Below are 14,105 nucleotides of genomic sequence, written 5' to 3'. Positions count from 1 at the left end.
AGAGCGGGGGTATGGGATTGCTGCCGCGCCGCACAGAAACGCGCTATCATCGCGGGGAGATCATCCTGGAAGGGAAGGAAAGCGGCATGACCCATCGCACCGCCGACCTGGTCGACGCCTACGAGGACAGCCTGCAGAGCTGCGAGATCCAGTTCCGCTCCTTCGGGGCGCGGGCGGCTTTCCACGGCCCCATCCGCACCGTGCGCTGCCATGAGGACAACGCCCTGCTGAAGCACACCCTGTCGGAGGCGGGGGAGGGTGCCGTGCTGGTGGTGGACGGCCACGGGTCCCTGCGCACGGCCCTAGTGGGCGACGTCATCGCCGGCCTGGCCTTCAAGCACGGCTGGGCCGGCCTGGTGCTGTGGGGGGCCGTGCGCGACAGCGTCGCCCTGGCCCACATCGACCTGGGCATCAAGGCGTTGGGCACCAATCCGAAGAAAAGCACCAAGACCGGCGCCGGCCAGGTGGACGTGCCCCTGTCTTTCGGCGGCGTGCAATTTACCCCGGGTGCCTGGCTTTACGCCGACGAGGATGGCATCGTGGTAAGTGCCGTGCGGCTGAAGGCTTAACCCGGCAGCGGAATGAACTCCTTGTCGTCCAGGTCCGGCAGCTTCATGCGGCCGGCGCGCCAGTCGGCCTTGGCCTGCTCGATCCGCTCCTTGCGGGAGGAGACGAAGTTCCAGTCGATATAGCGCTCGCCCAGCGGCTCCCCGCCCAGCAGCATGACCACGGCAGGGGTGACGGCGGTGAACAACACCGGCTGGCCGGGGGCGAACACCAGCATGTGGCCGGCCTCCACCGTCCTGCCCTCCACCTCCACCGAGCCGACGGCGACATAGGCCGCGCGCTCCGGATATTCCGCCGGCAGTTGGGCCTTGGTGCCGGGCTGCAGCACCCAGTGCACATAGAACAGGGGGGAGTGGGTCTTGACCCCAGCCTTGGCGCCGAACGCCTCCCCCGCCACCAGGCGGGCCCACAGGCCGCCATGCTCATAAGTCGGCAGGTCCTCGGCCCCATAGTGATGGAAGCTGGGATCGGTTTCCTCGTCCGCCGCCGGCAGGGCCACCCAGGCCTGGATGCCATGCAGGGCGCCGCCTTCGGCCCGCGCCTTCTCGAAGCGTTCGGAATGGGTGATGCCGCTGCCGGCCGTCATCCAGTTGACCTCGCCCGGGCGGATGGCCTGTTCGGAGCCCACGCTGTCGCGGTGCATGATCTCACCCTCGAACAGGTAGGTGACGGTGGACAGGCCGATGTGCGGGTGCGAGCGCACGTCGCGCTCCAGCGGGATGCCCTTGGGGAAGTCCACCGGGCCCATGTGGTCGAAGAAGACGAAGGGGCCGACGTGGCGGCGCTGGGCCACGGGCAGGATGCGCCCGACCTCGAACCCGCCCAGGTCGCGCCGCCGCTGGTCGATGACGAGTTCGATCATGATGCCTTTTCCCCGGTTGATTGGCGGAAAAGAATGCCAAGCATGCGGCGGCCGATCAACCGTTTGGCGCCTGCCGCGACAGCTTACAGCAGGTGGCGCAACAGGGCGGTGGCGGCCACGCCGACGATGACGGTGGGCAGCATGGTACCCAGCGCCGCCGTGGCTCAGGTCACCACCATTCATGCGCCCCACGATCTGCATAGTCCGTGCCCTAGCCCCGCGATTTTGGCATCCTGGGCGGACAGGCCGTGCAAGGGCCGTGAAATGGGGGAGGACGCGTGGATGCTGACTGTCGACATGGCCGACCTGCCGGCCCTGGCTGGCCGGGACCTGGGATATTCCGACTGGATGGTGGTGGATCAGGGGCGCATCAACGCCTTCGCCGACGCCACGGCCGATCATCAGTGGATCCATGTCGACGTGCCGCGCGCCACGTGGGAACTGGGCGGCACCATCGCCCACGGCTTCCTCACCCTGTCGTTGCTGGCGGCGATGAGCTACGGATTGCTGGAGATCCGCGACGCGGCCAAGTCGGTGAACTACGGCTTCAACAAGATCCGCTTCCTGGCGCCGGTGCCGGCCGGCTCCCGCATCCGTTCCCGTCAGGTCCTGGACAAGGTCGAGGAAAAGGGCGGTGGCCTGGTGCTGACCAGTACCGTCACGGTCGAGATCGAGGGCCAGGACAGGCCCGCCCTGGTCGCCGAATGGCTGACCGCCGTCTATCGCTGACGGCTGAATGATCAGCCTGACTATCGGCCGATGATAGAAGTATATGTCGCTTATAAAGTTCCTATATATTTTAAAATATCCCATATTCCGCCAAAGTGTTAAGCAAATTTAGTCCGATTTCCTGCCAAATTGCAGCCATATTCTCAGGATGAACTCTGCTGTGTAGCAGGCGGGCACCGTGTTTCACGTGCTGCCCGCCGTACGCAAATGCGGAGGAATAACCATGAATACCCGTCTTCTTCTGAGTGGCGTCGCCTTGGCCAGTCTGTTGGCTGGCGCCGCCTGCGCCCAGTCCGAGACCACGACCACCCGCACCGTCACGACGAATGCCGTGCCCGTGGCCCAGTCCCGGACCACCACGACCGAAACCACCACGGTGCAGCCGCCGGCGCCCGACATGATGGCGCCCGGCAGTGTCCAGTCGACGGAGACTTCCTACAGCTCCGTGACCGGTTCGGATGAGGACCGCACCACCAAGTCGCGGACCACCACCACGACCTACCCGGACGGCACCAAGACGACCCGCAGCAGCAGCAAGGTCGAGACGCCGGATGGCAGCACCGTGGAACGCCAGTCGACCCAGACGGACGGGTACGGCAACTCCACGACGACGACCACCACCACCAATACCCCGCGCTGACGCGCGTCGTTATTGGTTGGGAAGACCGGGCGGGACGTCCCCAGGGCGCCCCGCCCTTTCTTCGTGAAACGATGCGGGTTGCTTCCAATATCAGAGCAAATGAAAGAGAGCGAATATTTTTAATTAAGACATCGTTACGGAAGCACCCTCAGGCAAATTGAATCCATTCCTTTGCCAAATTGCGGCCACGTTTCCGGGTAACCTTTGCAAGCACAGCAAGGCGGGCGCTGGTACCAAAGGGCGTCCGTCTTCAGCGATACGGAGGAATGACCCATGAATTCCCGTCTTCTCCTCAGTGGCGTTGCCCTGGCCGCCCTGCTGGCCGGCACCGCCAATGCCCAGTTGATCGGTGGCCACGGTGCTGGTGCCGTGACCGGTAGCCTGAACAGTACGCTGAACACCACCACGGGTGGCACTATTGGCAGCGGCGCCATCGCCACCCGCCAGGGCGTGACGGCGGGCGTTAACAGCCAAGCCGCCACCGGTGCCGCCGCGACGGCAGGTCGCGCGGGCGATGCCGCGGCCGTGACGACGCAGAACACGACCAGCGCCGCGACCGATGCCGCCAGGGCCAACGCCAGCGCGGCCGGCAACACCGCCGCCAGCGCCGCCGCCACCACGCAGGAGGCACAGAACGGCACCGTGGCCGGCGCCATGGGCGTGACCGAGGGGACGGCCGCCGGTACCACCCAGACCACCGGCAGCGCCGGCGCGTCGGCCGCCACCCGTGGCCCGACGGTGCTGAAGGGTAACACCGACGCCTCGACCGGCACCGGCGGCAACGCCATGGTGGGCGGGGACGGCGTCTCCGTCAGTGACCGCACCAAGGTTCAGACCCAGGACAGCGTGTCCGTGGGCGGCACCTCGGCCAAGGTCAACGGCTCCGCTGGCACGTCCGCCAGCGCCAGCGTGTCGCCCCGCTGATGACGCCTACTTGAAATGACGAGGGGCGGGATGGCCAGTGGGCTGTCCCGCCCTTCCTTATGTCCGGATGCCGCTGGCCTCAGCTGAAGACGATGGTCTTCTGGCCGGCCACCAGGATGCGGCGTTCGATATGCCAGCGCACGGCGCGGGCCAGGACGGCGCATTCGATGTCGCGGCCGATGTCCACCAAATCTTCCGGCGTGTGGGTGTGGTCGACCCGCTCGATGCCCTGTTCGATGATGGGGCCTTCGTCCAGGTCGGTGGTCACGTAGTGCGCGGTGGCGCCGATCAGCTTCACCCCGCGGGCGTGCGCCTGGTGATAGGGCTTGGCCCCTTTGAAGCTGGGCAGGAAGCTGTGATGGATGTTGATGCAACGGCCGGAGAGCTGACCGCACAGGTCGGCCGACAGGATCTGCATGTAGCGCGCCAGCACCACCAGGTCGGCGCCGGACTGGCTCACCACATCCATGAACGCCGCCTCCTGGGCGGCCTTGTCCCCTTTCATAGGGAAATAATGGTAGGGAATGCCGCTCCATTCCACGAAGGACCGCATGTCGTCGTGGTTGGAGATGACGGCCGGGATGTCGATGGGCAGGGAACCGCTGCGGGCGCGGTGCAACAGGTCGTAGAGGCAATGGCCGAACTTGGACACCGCGATCACCACCTTGGGCTTCACCGTCATGTCCACCAGTTGCCAGTCCATGCGGAAGCGGCGGGCGATCAGCTGAAAGCCCTGGCGCAGGCTGTCCAGGTCGGGGAAGCCCGCCCCGTCTGGCCGGAAGGCCGTGCGCATGAAGAAGGTGTCGGTCAGCGCATCGTTGAAATGGCTGGATTCGGTGATCGATGCGTCGTTATCGGCCAGATAGCTGGAGACGGCGGCCACCACGCCCTTCACGTCGGGACAGGTCAGGACCAGGACGTAGGGGCTGTTCGGGGCGGAGGGCTTCTGCGACGTCACGGCGAACGATTCCTCAAGGCATGCGGGCGTTATTTGGAATGAAGTTGCCCGGGTCTAGCATAAACGGCGCCCTGTCACAGCCCCGGATGCGCGCATGCCGGGCATCCGGGCGGCATGCTCAGACCCGCTCCGTTAGATCCTGCGCGATCTGGCGGGCGGTGGCCTGCAACAGGGCGATGGTGTCCGTCAGCGGCCGCACCAGGGGCGTGTGCTGGATGAAGGGCACGGTCAGGGCGGCCACCGCCGCCCCGCTGCCGCCGATCACCGGCGCGGATAAATCCGTCACGCCCATGGCATAGTCGCTGGCCGCCTGTTCGAAGCCCCGTTCGCGCACCCCGTCCGCGCGGACCGCGAAAGCCGCCGTGCGCTGGGGCCCCACCGCGCGGTCCAGCATGGCGCGCCAGAGGGTCTGGATGTGCGGCGGCTGGAACGCGTACAGCACCACGCCGGACGGGGCCTCCACCAGGCTGCGGTGATAGCCCGGCCGGACGGAGAAGCCCAGGTGTCCCGGATTCTCGATGCGGGCCACCACCACCATCTGGTCATCCGACGCGACCGCCAGGTGGCAGGACTGGCCGATGGCCTGCGTCAGGTCGCGCATCAGGGGCAGGGCCGCCTCCAGCAGCGTGCGCACCGGCGCTCGCGCCATGCCCAGGGTGAACAGCTTGTTGGTCAGTTCATAGCCATCCGCGGCGGCGGCCGGCGCGATGTAGCCGCGGAACTCCAGTACCTGGATCATGCGGAACAGCTCGCTGACCGAGCGCTTCAGGCGGGCCGAGATTTGCGACGGCGTCATGGGGGCGCCGTGGCTGGCCATCAGTTCCAGGATGTCGAGACCCTTTTCCAGCGCCGGCGCCCGGTATTTGCGCACAGCCTCCGCGTCGCCTGTCAGGTCGCCGGCGTCGTCGATATCAGGCACGGTGTCATCGGGTGCGGCGGTCATGGGATTATCCGGCCAGGGCGGGGGCTCTTCCGGCTATGCCATCTGCACGCCCCCTGGGGCAAGAACGGCGTACAAGGATGGCGTGCGGCGCTTGACTTCCCGGACGCGCACCGCGATTTTATATGCGGAAGTCGATTTCGCATATGAATGAAAATCGCCCGCCCCGGGAGTAATGGATACAGTGCCGGCCGCCTCCTCATCCTTCATCCCCACCCGTCCGCCCTTGCCCCCGCTGGGCTTTGGGGCGGCGGCCATCGGCAATCTATACCAACCGGTGGCGGAGGATGCCGCGCGGGCGGCCGTGGCCGCCGCCGTGGATGCCGGCATCCGCTATCTGGACACGGCACCGCACTATGGCTTCGGCCTCAGCGAAAGCCGTCTGGGGGCCGCGCTGGCGGAACTGGACCCGAACGGAGAGCTGCTGCTGTCGACCAAGGTGGGACGGGTGCTGGTGCCCGTGGCGGAAGATGGGCAGGGCGTGCGCCACGGTTTCGCCGCCGCCGCCCCCTTCGAACCGGTGTTCGACTACAGCCATGACGGCGTCATGCGGTCCTATACCGAAAGCCGCTGCCGGCTGGGACGGGGGCGTATCGACCTGCTGCTGGCCCACGACCTGGGCGTCGCCACCCACGGCGCGGCGCATGGCCACCATCTTCGCCAGTTCCTGGACGGTGGTTATCGCGCCATGCGGGAACTTCGCGACCAGGGGGCGGTGGGCGCCATCGGCCTGGGTGTGAATGAGTGGCAGGTGTGCCTGGAGGCGATGGGCCATGCCGACTTCGACGTCGTGCTGCTGGCCGGCCGCTATACCCTGCTGGAGCAGACGGCGCTGGATACCTTCTTTCCCGCCTGCGCCGCCAAAGGCGTGAGGGTGGTGGTTGGCGGCCCCTACAACTCCGGCATCCTGGTGAACGGCACGCGGGGGAACGCCCCGCTGTACTACAATTATGAGCCCGCACCCGCCGCCATCGTTGACCGCGTGCGCCGGCTTGAGGCCGTTTGCGACCGGTTCGGCGTGCCCTTGGCCGCCGCTGCGCTGCAATTCCCCCTGGCGCACCCGGTGGTGGCCAGTGTCATTCCCGGCATGGCCGATGCCGCCCAGGTGGCCCAGACCACGGCGCTGATGGATACCGCCATCCCGGCCGGATTGTGGCAGGAGCTGCGCGCCGAGGGCCTGCTGCATCCGGCCGCCCCCACCCCCAGCAACACGACGAAAGCCCCATGAGCACGCCCATCTCCCCCCTCATCCTGCTGCATCCGGATGACAACGTGCTGGTCGTCCGCGCCGCCATCCGCGCCGGCGACGCCCTGGACATCGACGGCATCCCGATCACCGCCGCTCAGGACGTGACCGTGGGACACAAGCTGGCGCGCCGCGCCCTGGCCGCCGGGGACAAGGTGCTGAAATACGGCGCGCCCATCGGCTCCATGACCGCCGCCGTGGCCGTGGGCGGCCATGTCCACATGCACAACATGAAAAGCGATTACATCGCCAGCCATACACGACAGGTGGTCGGCGGCAGCGAAGGGGGCCACTGATATGGCTGAGATGCGTGGATTTCTGAGAAGCGATGGCCGCAAGGGCATCCGTAACGTCATCGTCGTGGCCTATCTGGTGGAATGCGCCCACCATGTGGCCCGCCGCATCGTCAATCTCAGCGACGACATGGACGTGCACCTGATCGGCTTCCCGGGCTGCTACCCCAACAGTTACGCCTTCCAGATCATGACCAAGCTGTGCACCCATCCCAATGTGGGCGGCGTGCTGCTGGTGTCCCTGGGCTGCGAAAGCTTCAACCGCGAGGCCCTGCGCCAGGCGGTGGCGGACAGCGGCCGGCCGGTGGAGACCCTGGTCATCCAGCAGGCTGGCGGCACCAAGGCCACCATCGAGGCCGGGCGGGCCGCCGTGGCCCGCCTGAAGGCCATCGCCGACCAGACGCCGGTGGTGCCCATGGCGCGGCATGAACTGGTGGTGGGCACCATCTGCGGCGGATCGGACGGCACCAGCGGCATCACCGCCAACCCGGCCGTGGGCCGCTGCTTCGACTGGCTGGTCGAGGCCGGCGCCACCTGCATCTTCGAGGAGACGGGCGAACTGGTGGGCTGTGAGCGCATCATGTCCGATCGGGCCGTGACGCCGGAACTGGGCGCCGAGATCGAGGCCTGCGTGCAAAAGGCGGAGCGCTACTACACCATCATGGGCTTCGGCAGCTTCGCCCCCGGCAATGCGGAGGGCGGCCTGACCACCCAGGAAGAAAAGTCCATGGGCGCCTACTCCAAATCCGGCTCCTCGCCCATCAGCGGCCTGATCAAGCCGGGCGACATCCCGCCGTCGGGCGGCCTCTACCTCATGGACGTGGTGCCGGATGGGGAACCGCGCTTCGGCTTCCCCAACATTTCCGACAACGCGGAAATCGTGGAACTGATCGCGTCGGGCAGCCACGTCATCCTGTTCACCACCGGGCGCGGCTCCGTCGTCGGATCCGCCATCTCCCCCGTCATCAAGGTTTGCGCCAACCCGGAGACCTACACCCGGCTGTCGGCGGACATGGACGTGAACGCCGGCCGCATCCTGGAAGGCCGGGCCACCCTGGATGAGGTGGGGGCGGAGATCCTGGGCCTGGTCGAGGCGGCGGCGGCGGGCGACCGCACCGTGTCCGAAGCGCTGGGCCACCAGGAATTCATCCTGACCTACAAGTCGTTCGAGCCGGTGGGACCCGCCTGCCTGCCCACGCGGGCCGCCTGAGGCAAGGCCTGTCAAACGAGGCAGCGACTGCGGCCGCCGGAGCTTTCCGGTGAGCGTAGCGGACTGGAACGCGAGGATAGCCGAGGGGCGGATGCCCCGCCGGCGCTAGAGGAACAAGGAAACCACCATGGGACGTTTACAGGGTAAGACCGCGCTGGTGACGGCGGCGGCGCAGGGCATCGGCCGGGCGGCGGCGGAGCTGTTCGCGCGGGAAGGGGCGACCGTCTACGCCACCGACATCAACGCCGACAAGCTGGCGGAGGTGGCCGGGTGCGCCCACCGGCGACTGGATGTGCGCAGCGATGCGGACGTGGCCGCCCTGGCGGCTGAGATCGGCAACATAGACGTGCTGTTCAACTGCGCCGGTTTTGTCCACGCCGGCACCATACTGGAGTGTGACGCGGCCGCCTGGGGCTTTTCCTGGGACCTGAACGTCACGGCGATGTATCGCACCATTCGCGCCTTCCTGCCCGGCATGCTGGACGCGGGCAGGGGCAGCATCGTCAACATGTCGTCCGTCGCCAGCTCCATCAAGGGCGTGCCCAACCGTTTCGCCTATGGCGCCACCAAGGCCGCCGTCATCGGCCTGACCAAGGCGGTGGCCGCCGACTTCGTGGGCCGGGGCGTGCGCTGCAACGCCATCTGCCCCGGCACGGTGCAGACCCCCTCGCTGGATGAGCGCCTGGCCGCCACCGGCGACTATGCCGCCGCCCAGGCCGCCTTCGTCGCGCGCCAACCCATGGGCCGCCTGGGCCGGGCCGAGGAGATCGCGGAGCTGGCGCTGTACCTGGCCAGCGACGCCTCATCCTTCACCACCGGCGCCATCCACGTCATCGACGGCGGCTGGACGGCTTAAGCTGGGGCCTATGCCTGCCTAAGCCGGATTTCGGCCCCATCCCGCCGCTGGTCGCAATGGCCGGCCGGGGGCGGCGATGGCACGATCCGGCCCATGCGGCCCCGCCTAAGCTTCGTCATCATCGCCCTGACCGCCCTCGTTCTCGCGGGGGGCGTGACGGGCTGCGCCACCTTGCCCTCGGCCGATCCGGACATCGCCCGCGCCCTGGCCGGCGCCGATGCCGCCGGCCGGATGGACCTGCTGAAGCGCCAGGGGCGGATGATCGCCGGCACGCCCTTCGTGGGGGGCAACAGCGTCACCTTGCTGCGCAGCGGCACCGCCACCTACGCCGCCATGGATGCGGCCATCGACGGCGCCCGCAGCCGCATCGACATGGAGAGCTATGAGTTCGACGGGGTCGAGGGCTCCCGCTTCGCGGAGCGGCTGGTGGCCAAGCGGGCGGCGGGGGTGGAGGTCAACCTGATTTACGACGCCTGGGGCTCACAGGACACGCCGGCCTCCGTCATCGACCGTCTGCGCCAGGGCGGGGTGAACCTGCTGGTCTTCAACCCGGTGGATCCGGCGGCGCTGCTGACCCTGGACATCAACCACCGCGACCACCGCAAGCTGCTGATCGTGGACAACGCGGTGGCCATCGTCGGCGGCGTGAACATCAGCGAGGTCTACGACCGCCGCCACCATCAGGGGCCGGGGGCGGAGAACCGCGATCCGGAGCAACGCCCCTGGCGCGACACCGATGTGCGTATCGCCGGCCCCGTGGTGGCGGACTTCGAGCGTCTGTACGCCGAAACCTGGGAACAGCAGCGCCACGAGCAGGGGGAAGACGCCATCCCGGCCCTGGGCCCTCCGCCATCCACGCCGCCGGTCCGCCCCGGCGACATCGCCGTCCAGGCATTAAGCGGCGCGCCCACCCAGGGCGAACCGCTGATCTACCGCAGCCTGATGGTGGCCGTGGCGCTGGCCCGCACCTCCATCCACCTGACCACCGGCTATTTCGTGCCGACACCGGAGCTGGCCCGGGCGCTGCGCCAGGCGGCCCGGCGGGGCGTGGACGTGACCGTGCTGGTCCCCGGCCCCAGCGACAGCCCCCTGTCGGTCATGGCCGGCCGCGCCTATTACGAGGACCTGCTGGAGGATGGCGTCCACATCCATGAATACGCGGACGCCATCCTGCACGCCAAGACGGCAGTGATCGACGGCGATTGGTCCACCGTCGGCTCGTCCAACCTGGACTGGCGCAGCGTGGCCCTCAACAACGAGATCAACGCCGTCGTGCTGGGCCGGGGCTTCGGCCAGGAGATGGAGGCCATGTTTCAGAACGACCTCACCCACGCCAAGGCCATCACGCTGGAGATGTGGGCCCACCGCGGCCTGGATGAGCGCCTGGGCGAATGGGCCGCCCGGCTGGTGGAAGACCTGCTTTAGCCACTGCGCAAGGTCGGGAACCATGCATGTTTTGCGCTTCGCGATGCGCCTTATGGTTGATATTCTTCCAAAAATATGTGGGTATCCGACTCTCTGGCCGCCGTGGGGCAACCTCAGGCACAAGGAGGCATGTTGATGGCATCGGACTATACCAACCAGCCCAAGCAGTTTGTGGACGAGGTCATCACCGTGGTACTGAAGCGGTTGGGGCTGGACGCGGACCTGCAGGCGCCCACGGAGCTTCTGTTGGGCACGGCCATCCAGGAAAGCGGCTTGCACTATCGCGTCCAATTGGGCGGCGGCCCGGCGCGGGGCCTATTCCAGATGGAGCCCAATACGCATAATGATATCTGGGCCAATTTCCTGAAGCATCGTGAAGGGTTGGCGGATGCCACCCGTCAGTTCCTGAACGGCAAGGTGCCGTCCTCCTCGGAACTACAGGATAATGACCAGTATGCCGCCGCCATGTGCCGGGTGCACTATCACCGCATGGGCAAGATTGTCGGCAAGACGCCCATCCCGAGCGCGGGTGACATTCCTGAAATAGCCGCGTATTGGAAGCAATACTACAACACGCCGCAAGGGAAGGGGACCGCTGCCCAGTTTGTCGCAAACTGGGAGGCGCACCACGGCCCTGTGGACTAAGCCGCGCGCCCAGTCCGGCTACGGAACCGATGTGCCATGGCCAGCCGGGCCGCGTTGTCGAACCGGTGCCATCGTCAATCGGCGGGAATGAAGCGAAGGGTGCCCGCCCGGCGCGTTGGCCTGCCAGTGTCGTTCGTGTGGTTGATGCCATCCATCACCGGCACCTCATGGAAATCGAAAGGACTCACGCCGTCCAGGCAGGCCACGTTCACGGCGTGGAGGCTCTGGTCGGACCGTCGCTGGTGATGGGTGTAGATACCGCAGTGGGAACAGAAGAAGTGCTGCGCCGATCCGGTGTGGAAGCGATAGCTGGTCAGCGCCTCCTCTCCCCGCAGGAACTTTATCCCGCCCAGTTTCGCCATGACGACGACGGCGCCCCGCATGCGGCAGTAAGAGCAGGTGCAACGGCGGATGGAGTTGAAGCCGTCACTGAGGGTCACCTCGAAACGCACGGCGCCACAATGGCACTGCCCGGTCCGCACCTCTGTTTCGCTTGCCATCTTCGTGCCCTCCAGCCCAGGTCGCCTATGCCGATCACCCATTCCCCGGGCCCGGAACAACCCTATCTTCGTGATCTGAGCTGGACAATCCGCCAACAATTCCCGGGTATTGTGAGGAAAAGTCACGCATCGGGCCGATGCGACGCCGCTTGGAGCCGGTAGAACCGCCGCGCCGTGCCGCCGAAGATGGCGGCATGAGCCTCGGCCGGCACCAGGTCTTGGGCCATCCCCAGCCAGGCCGCGTAATCACCCGCCAGGTTCAATACCGGCCAGTCACTGCCCCACATCAGGCGATCGGGGCCGAAGGCGTCCAGCAGCAAGTCGACGTAGGGCTTCAGCGCGTCGGCCGTCGCGCGGTCGCCCGCCTCGGTCAGCAGGCCGGACAGCTTGGCATGGACCTGGGGCAGGGCGGCCAGGTCGCGCATTCCCGCCGCCCAGGCGTCGATCTCCCCCCGCGCGATCAGGGGCTTGGCGCTGTGGTCGATGACCAGGGGCAGGTCGGGGTGCCGCCGCGCGAAGCCCAGCAGCGCCGGCAGATGCGGCGGCAGGACCAGGGCGTCGAAGGTCAAGCCATGGACGACCATGGCGCGGATGGCCGGATCGACGGCCGGGTCGGTGATCCAGTCCACGGGCAGGGACTGCAGCATGGGGCGAAGGCCCCGCATCTTGGGCTTGGTGGCCAAGGCGGCGATGCGCCCCGGTGCCTCCGGTGCCTTCAGATCGGCCCAGCCGACGACACCCCGGACGAAGGGATGGCGCGCCGCCTCATCCAGCAGGAAGTCGGTATCGGCGTCACAGGGCTGGGACTGCACCAGTACGCTGCCGGTGATGCCCAGCGGGCCGGCCAGGGCCGCCAGTTCCGTCATCTCATGGTCGCGGTGGATGGGCGTCAGATCCGGCGTGGGCCAGCTGTGGCCGTGCCGGCCCAGTCGCCAGACGTGCTGGTGGGCATCGATCATCGATGGTCCGCCCTCAGTGCGTCGCGACGGCCTTCAGGCGCGCTTCCCGCTCCCCCGCTGGGGCTGAACGGCCGGCCAGGCTGAAGGCGCCAACCACGGCGAAGCAGACGGCGGGCACCACCATGGCCACGGCGATGCCCGCCATGTCCGACACACGCCCCATGACGACGGGCACCGCCGCCCCGCCGATGATGGCCATGACCAGCCAGGACGACCCCAGCTTGGTCAGGGGCCCCAGGCCGCGCAGGGACAGGGCGAAGATGGTGGGGAACATGATGGACATGAAGAAGCTGGTGGCGATCATGGCGCCCAGGCCCAGCCAGCCCCCGCCAAAAGCCCCCACCAGGCAGAGCACCACGTTGATGCCGGCGAACAGCCCCATCAGTCGTTCCGCCGGGACGCGGCCCATGAGGGCCGTGCCGGCGAACCGCCCGGCCATGAATGCCGCCAGCGACAGGGTGAGGTAGGCCGCGGCGGTCTTTTCCCCGGTGCCGGGCACGGCGTGCTGGGAGTAGCGGATCAGGAAGCTCCACACCCCGACCTGGGCACCGACATAGAAGAACTGCGCCACCACGCCGTACAGGAAATGCCGGTGGCGCAGAAGGCGGCGGAAGCCGCCGCTGTTGGCGGCGGTGTCGCCCGCATCCTCCTCCACCCCATCGCTCAGGGTGGGAAAGCGCACGGCGAACACCAGCAGCGCCCACAGCAGGACCAGCACGCCCAGGACCAGGTAGGAGGACTGGGCCGCCATGGCCTCCGTATCGCGGAATCGGGCCAAAGCCGTGGCATCCAGGGCGGCCAATTGGTCGGGCGTGTATTCCACGCCGGACAGAATGAACTCTCGCCCCACCAGCACGCCGGTGATGGCGCCCAGGGGGTTGAAGGCCTGGGCCAGGTTCAGCCGCCGCTCCGCCCCGCTGGGATCGCCCAGCACGGTCATGATGGGGTTGGCGGAGGTTTCCAGGAAGGCCAGGCCGCTGGCGATGACGAACAGCGCGCCCAGGAAGGCGCTGTAGGCCCGCAACTCGGCCGCCGGATAGAACAGCAGGGCGCCAACGCCGTACAGCGCCAGGCCCAGCACGATGGCGGCCTTGTAGCCGTAGCGCCGGGCGAACAGGGCCGCGGGCATGGCGCAGAAGAAATAGCCCAGGTAGAAGGCGGACTGCACCAGCCCCGACTGCCAGTCCTTCAGGTCGAAGGCCTTGCGGAACTGGGCGATCAGCACATCGTTCAGGTTGTTGGCCACGCCCCAGAGGAAGAACAGGCTGACGATCAGCGCGATGGGGATCACCCATTTGCGCTGTGGCGCTTGGTGGTGCGGATGGCCGTCCGACATGTCCCCTCCCAGGGA

16 protein-coding genes are annotated in these 14,105 nt (G+C 67.5%); 10 read left to right on the top strand and 6 right to left on the bottom strand.

Annotated features, from left to right (window positions below; translation table 11 throughout):
- The first annotated feature begins 86 nt into the window (after positions 1-86).
- Positions 87-569 (top strand): ribonuclease E activity regulator RraA, encoded by a 483-nt coding sequence (rraA, locus tag I55_RS03180; protein WP_044559078.1) that lies wholly within the window; start codon positions 87-89, stop codon positions 567-569.
- Here rraA and I55_RS03175 read toward each other — a convergent pair.
- A complete protein-coding gene (locus I55_RS03175) occupies positions 566-1,429 on the bottom strand; it encodes a pirin family protein (protein ID WP_044559048.1) in 864 nt (287 codons plus the stop codon). The genes rraA and I55_RS03175 overlap by 4 nt on opposite strands.
- Before the next feature lie 282 nt (positions 1,430-1,711).
- Between I55_RS03175 and I55_RS03170 the strand changes: the two genes are divergently transcribed.
- The 3 genes from I55_RS03170 to I55_RS36770 all read left to right on the top strand — a co-directional run bounded on the left by I55_RS03170 (position 1,712) and on the right by I55_RS36770 (position 3,722).
- Positions 1,712-2,158 carry a MaoC family dehydratase gene (locus I55_RS03170; protein WP_044559047.1) on the top strand — a complete coding sequence of 149 codons (447 nt, stop codon included), beginning with the start codon at positions 1,712-1,714 and terminating at the stop codon, positions 2,156-2,158.
- Between the two features lie 223 nt (positions 2,159-2,381).
- Positions 2,382-2,798 (top strand): hypothetical protein, encoded by a 417-nt coding sequence (locus I55_RS03165; RefSeq protein WP_148293551.1) that lies wholly within the window; start codon positions 2,382-2,384, stop codon positions 2,796-2,798.
- A 273-nt stretch (positions 2,799-3,071) separates the two neighbouring features.
- Positions 3,072-3,722, top strand: coding sequence for a hypothetical protein (locus I55_RS36770; protein ID WP_044559045.1), 651 nt, complete (start codon positions 3,072-3,074; stop codon positions 3,720-3,722).
- A gap of 79 nt (positions 3,723-3,801) precedes the next feature.
- Here I55_RS36770 and purU read toward each other — a convergent pair whose 3' ends face one another.
- Both purU and I55_RS03150 read right to left on the bottom strand, forming a co-directional pair.
- Positions 3,802-4,680 carry a formyltetrahydrofolate deformylase gene (gene purU, locus I55_RS03155; protein WP_044559044.1) on the bottom strand — a complete coding sequence of 293 codons (879 nt, stop codon included), beginning with the start codon at positions 4,678-4,680 and terminating at the stop codon, positions 3,802-3,804.
- 118 nt (positions 4,681-4,798) lie between these two features.
- Entirely contained in the window at positions 4,799-5,623 is an 825-nt protein-coding gene (locus I55_RS03150; RefSeq protein WP_083900807.1) for an IclR family transcriptional regulator, read from the bottom strand.
- A 172-nt stretch (positions 5,624-5,795) separates the two neighbouring features.
- Between I55_RS03150 and I55_RS03145 the strand changes: the two genes are divergently transcribed.
- The 6 genes from I55_RS03145 to I55_RS03120 all read left to right on the top strand — a co-directional run bounded on the left by I55_RS03145 (position 5,796) and on the right by I55_RS03120 (position 11,295).
- Positions 5,796-6,848: an aldo/keto reductase gene (locus I55_RS03145; RefSeq protein WP_044559043.1), complete on the top strand. Its 1,053-nt coding sequence runs from the start codon at positions 5,796-5,798 to the stop codon at positions 6,846-6,848.
- Entirely contained in the window at positions 6,845-7,162 is a 318-nt protein-coding gene (locus I55_RS03140; protein WP_044559041.1) for a UxaA family hydrolase, read from the top strand. Before I55_RS03145 ends, I55_RS03140 begins: the two co-directional genes overlap by 4 nt.
- Position 7,163: 1 nt before the next feature.
- Positions 7,164-8,369 (top strand): UxaA family hydrolase, encoded by a 1,206-nt coding sequence (locus I55_RS03135; RefSeq protein ID WP_083900806.1) that lies wholly within the window; start codon positions 7,164-7,166, stop codon positions 8,367-8,369.
- Between the two features lie 127 nt (positions 8,370-8,496).
- Entirely contained in the window at positions 8,497-9,225 is a 729-nt protein-coding gene (locus I55_RS03130) for an SDR family oxidoreductase (protein WP_044559039.1), read from the top strand.
- 93 nt (positions 9,226-9,318) lie between these two features.
- Positions 9,319-10,650 (top strand): phosphatidylserine/phosphatidylglycerophosphate/cardiolipin synthase family protein, encoded by a 1,332-nt coding sequence (locus I55_RS03125; RefSeq protein WP_044559038.1) that lies wholly within the window; start codon positions 9,319-9,321, stop codon positions 10,648-10,650.
- A 135-nt stretch (positions 10,651-10,785) separates the two neighbouring features.
- Positions 10,786-11,295, top strand: a complete 510-nt coding sequence (locus tag I55_RS03120; protein ID WP_044559075.1) for a hypothetical protein — start codon at positions 10,786-10,788, stop codon at positions 11,293-11,295.
- Between the two features lie 74 nt (positions 11,296-11,369).
- Here I55_RS03120 and I55_RS03115 read toward each other — a convergent pair whose 3' ends face one another.
- The 3 genes from I55_RS03115 to fucP form a co-directional block, all read right to left on the bottom strand.
- Positions 11,370-11,795 (bottom strand): GFA family protein, encoded by a 426-nt coding sequence (locus I55_RS03115; RefSeq protein WP_044559037.1) that lies wholly within the window; start codon positions 11,793-11,795, stop codon positions 11,370-11,372.
- Positions 11,796-11,917: 122 nt separating this feature from the next.
- Entirely contained in the window at positions 11,918-12,754 is an 837-nt protein-coding gene (locus I55_RS03110; RefSeq protein ID WP_044559036.1) for an amidohydrolase, read from the bottom strand.
- Between the two features lie 13 nt (positions 12,755-12,767).
- A complete protein-coding gene (fucP, locus tag I55_RS03105) occupies positions 12,768-14,090 on the bottom strand; it encodes an L-fucose:H+ symporter permease (RefSeq protein WP_044559074.1) in 1,323 nt (440 codons plus the stop codon).
- Positions 14,091-14,105: the final 15 nt, after the last annotated feature.

Source organism: Azospirillum sp. B4, from assembly GCF_000333275.1.
GTDB lineage: Bacteria > Pseudomonadota > Alphaproteobacteria > Azospirillales > Azospirillaceae > Nitrospirillum.
Note: the sequence above shows the minus strand (reverse complement) of the source record. Positions and strands in the feature narration are given on the sequence as shown.

Coding starts and splice junctions, on each gene's coding strand:
- I55_RS03110 (WP_044559036.1), bottom strand. CDS start 12,754: ATGATCGATGCCCACCAGCACGTCTGGCGACTGGGCCGGCACGGCCAC.
- I55_RS36770 (WP_044559045.1), top strand. CDS start 3,072: ATGAATTCCCGTCTTCTCCTCAGTGGCGTTGCCCTGGCCGCCCTGCTG.
- I55_RS03150 (WP_083900807.1), bottom strand. CDS start 5,623: ATGACCGCCGCACCCGATGACACCGTGCCTGATATCGACGACGCCGGC.
- I55_RS03135 (WP_083900806.1), top strand. CDS start 7,164: ATGGCTGAGATGCGTGGATTTCTGAGAAGCGATGGCCGCAAGGGCATC.
- I55_RS03170 (WP_044559047.1), top strand. CDS start 1,712: ATGCTGACTGTCGACATGGCCGACCTGCCGGCCCTGGCTGGCCGGGAC.
- rraA (WP_044559078.1), top strand. CDS start 87: ATGACCCATCGCACCGCCGACCTGGTCGACGCCTACGAGGACAGCCTG.
- I55_RS03125 (WP_044559038.1), top strand. CDS start 9,319: ATGCGGCCCCGCCTAAGCTTCGTCATCATCGCCCTGACCGCCCTCGTT.
- I55_RS03175 (WP_044559048.1), bottom strand. CDS start 1,429: ATGATCGAACTCGTCATCGACCAGCGGCGGCGCGACCTGGGCGGGTTC.
- I55_RS03165 (WP_148293551.1), top strand. CDS start 2,382: ATGAATACCCGTCTTCTTCTGAGTGGCGTCGCCTTGGCCAGTCTGTTG.
- I55_RS03140 (WP_044559041.1), top strand. CDS start 6,845: ATGAGCACGCCCATCTCCCCCCTCATCCTGCTGCATCCGGATGACAAC.
- I55_RS03120 (WP_044559075.1), top strand. CDS start 10,786: ATGGCATCGGACTATACCAACCAGCCCAAGCAGTTTGTGGACGAGGTC.
- I55_RS03145 (WP_044559043.1), top strand. CDS start 5,796: ATGGATACAGTGCCGGCCGCCTCCTCATCCTTCATCCCCACCCGTCCG.
- fucP (WP_044559074.1), bottom strand. CDS start 14,090: ATGTCGGACGGCCATCCGCACCACCAAGCGCCACAGCGCAAATGGGTG.
- I55_RS03115 (WP_044559037.1), bottom strand. CDS start 11,795: ATGGCAAGCGAAACAGAGGTGCGGACCGGGCAGTGCCATTGTGGCGCC.
- I55_RS03130 (WP_044559039.1), top strand. CDS start 8,497: ATGGGACGTTTACAGGGTAAGACCGCGCTGGTGACGGCGGCGGCGCAG.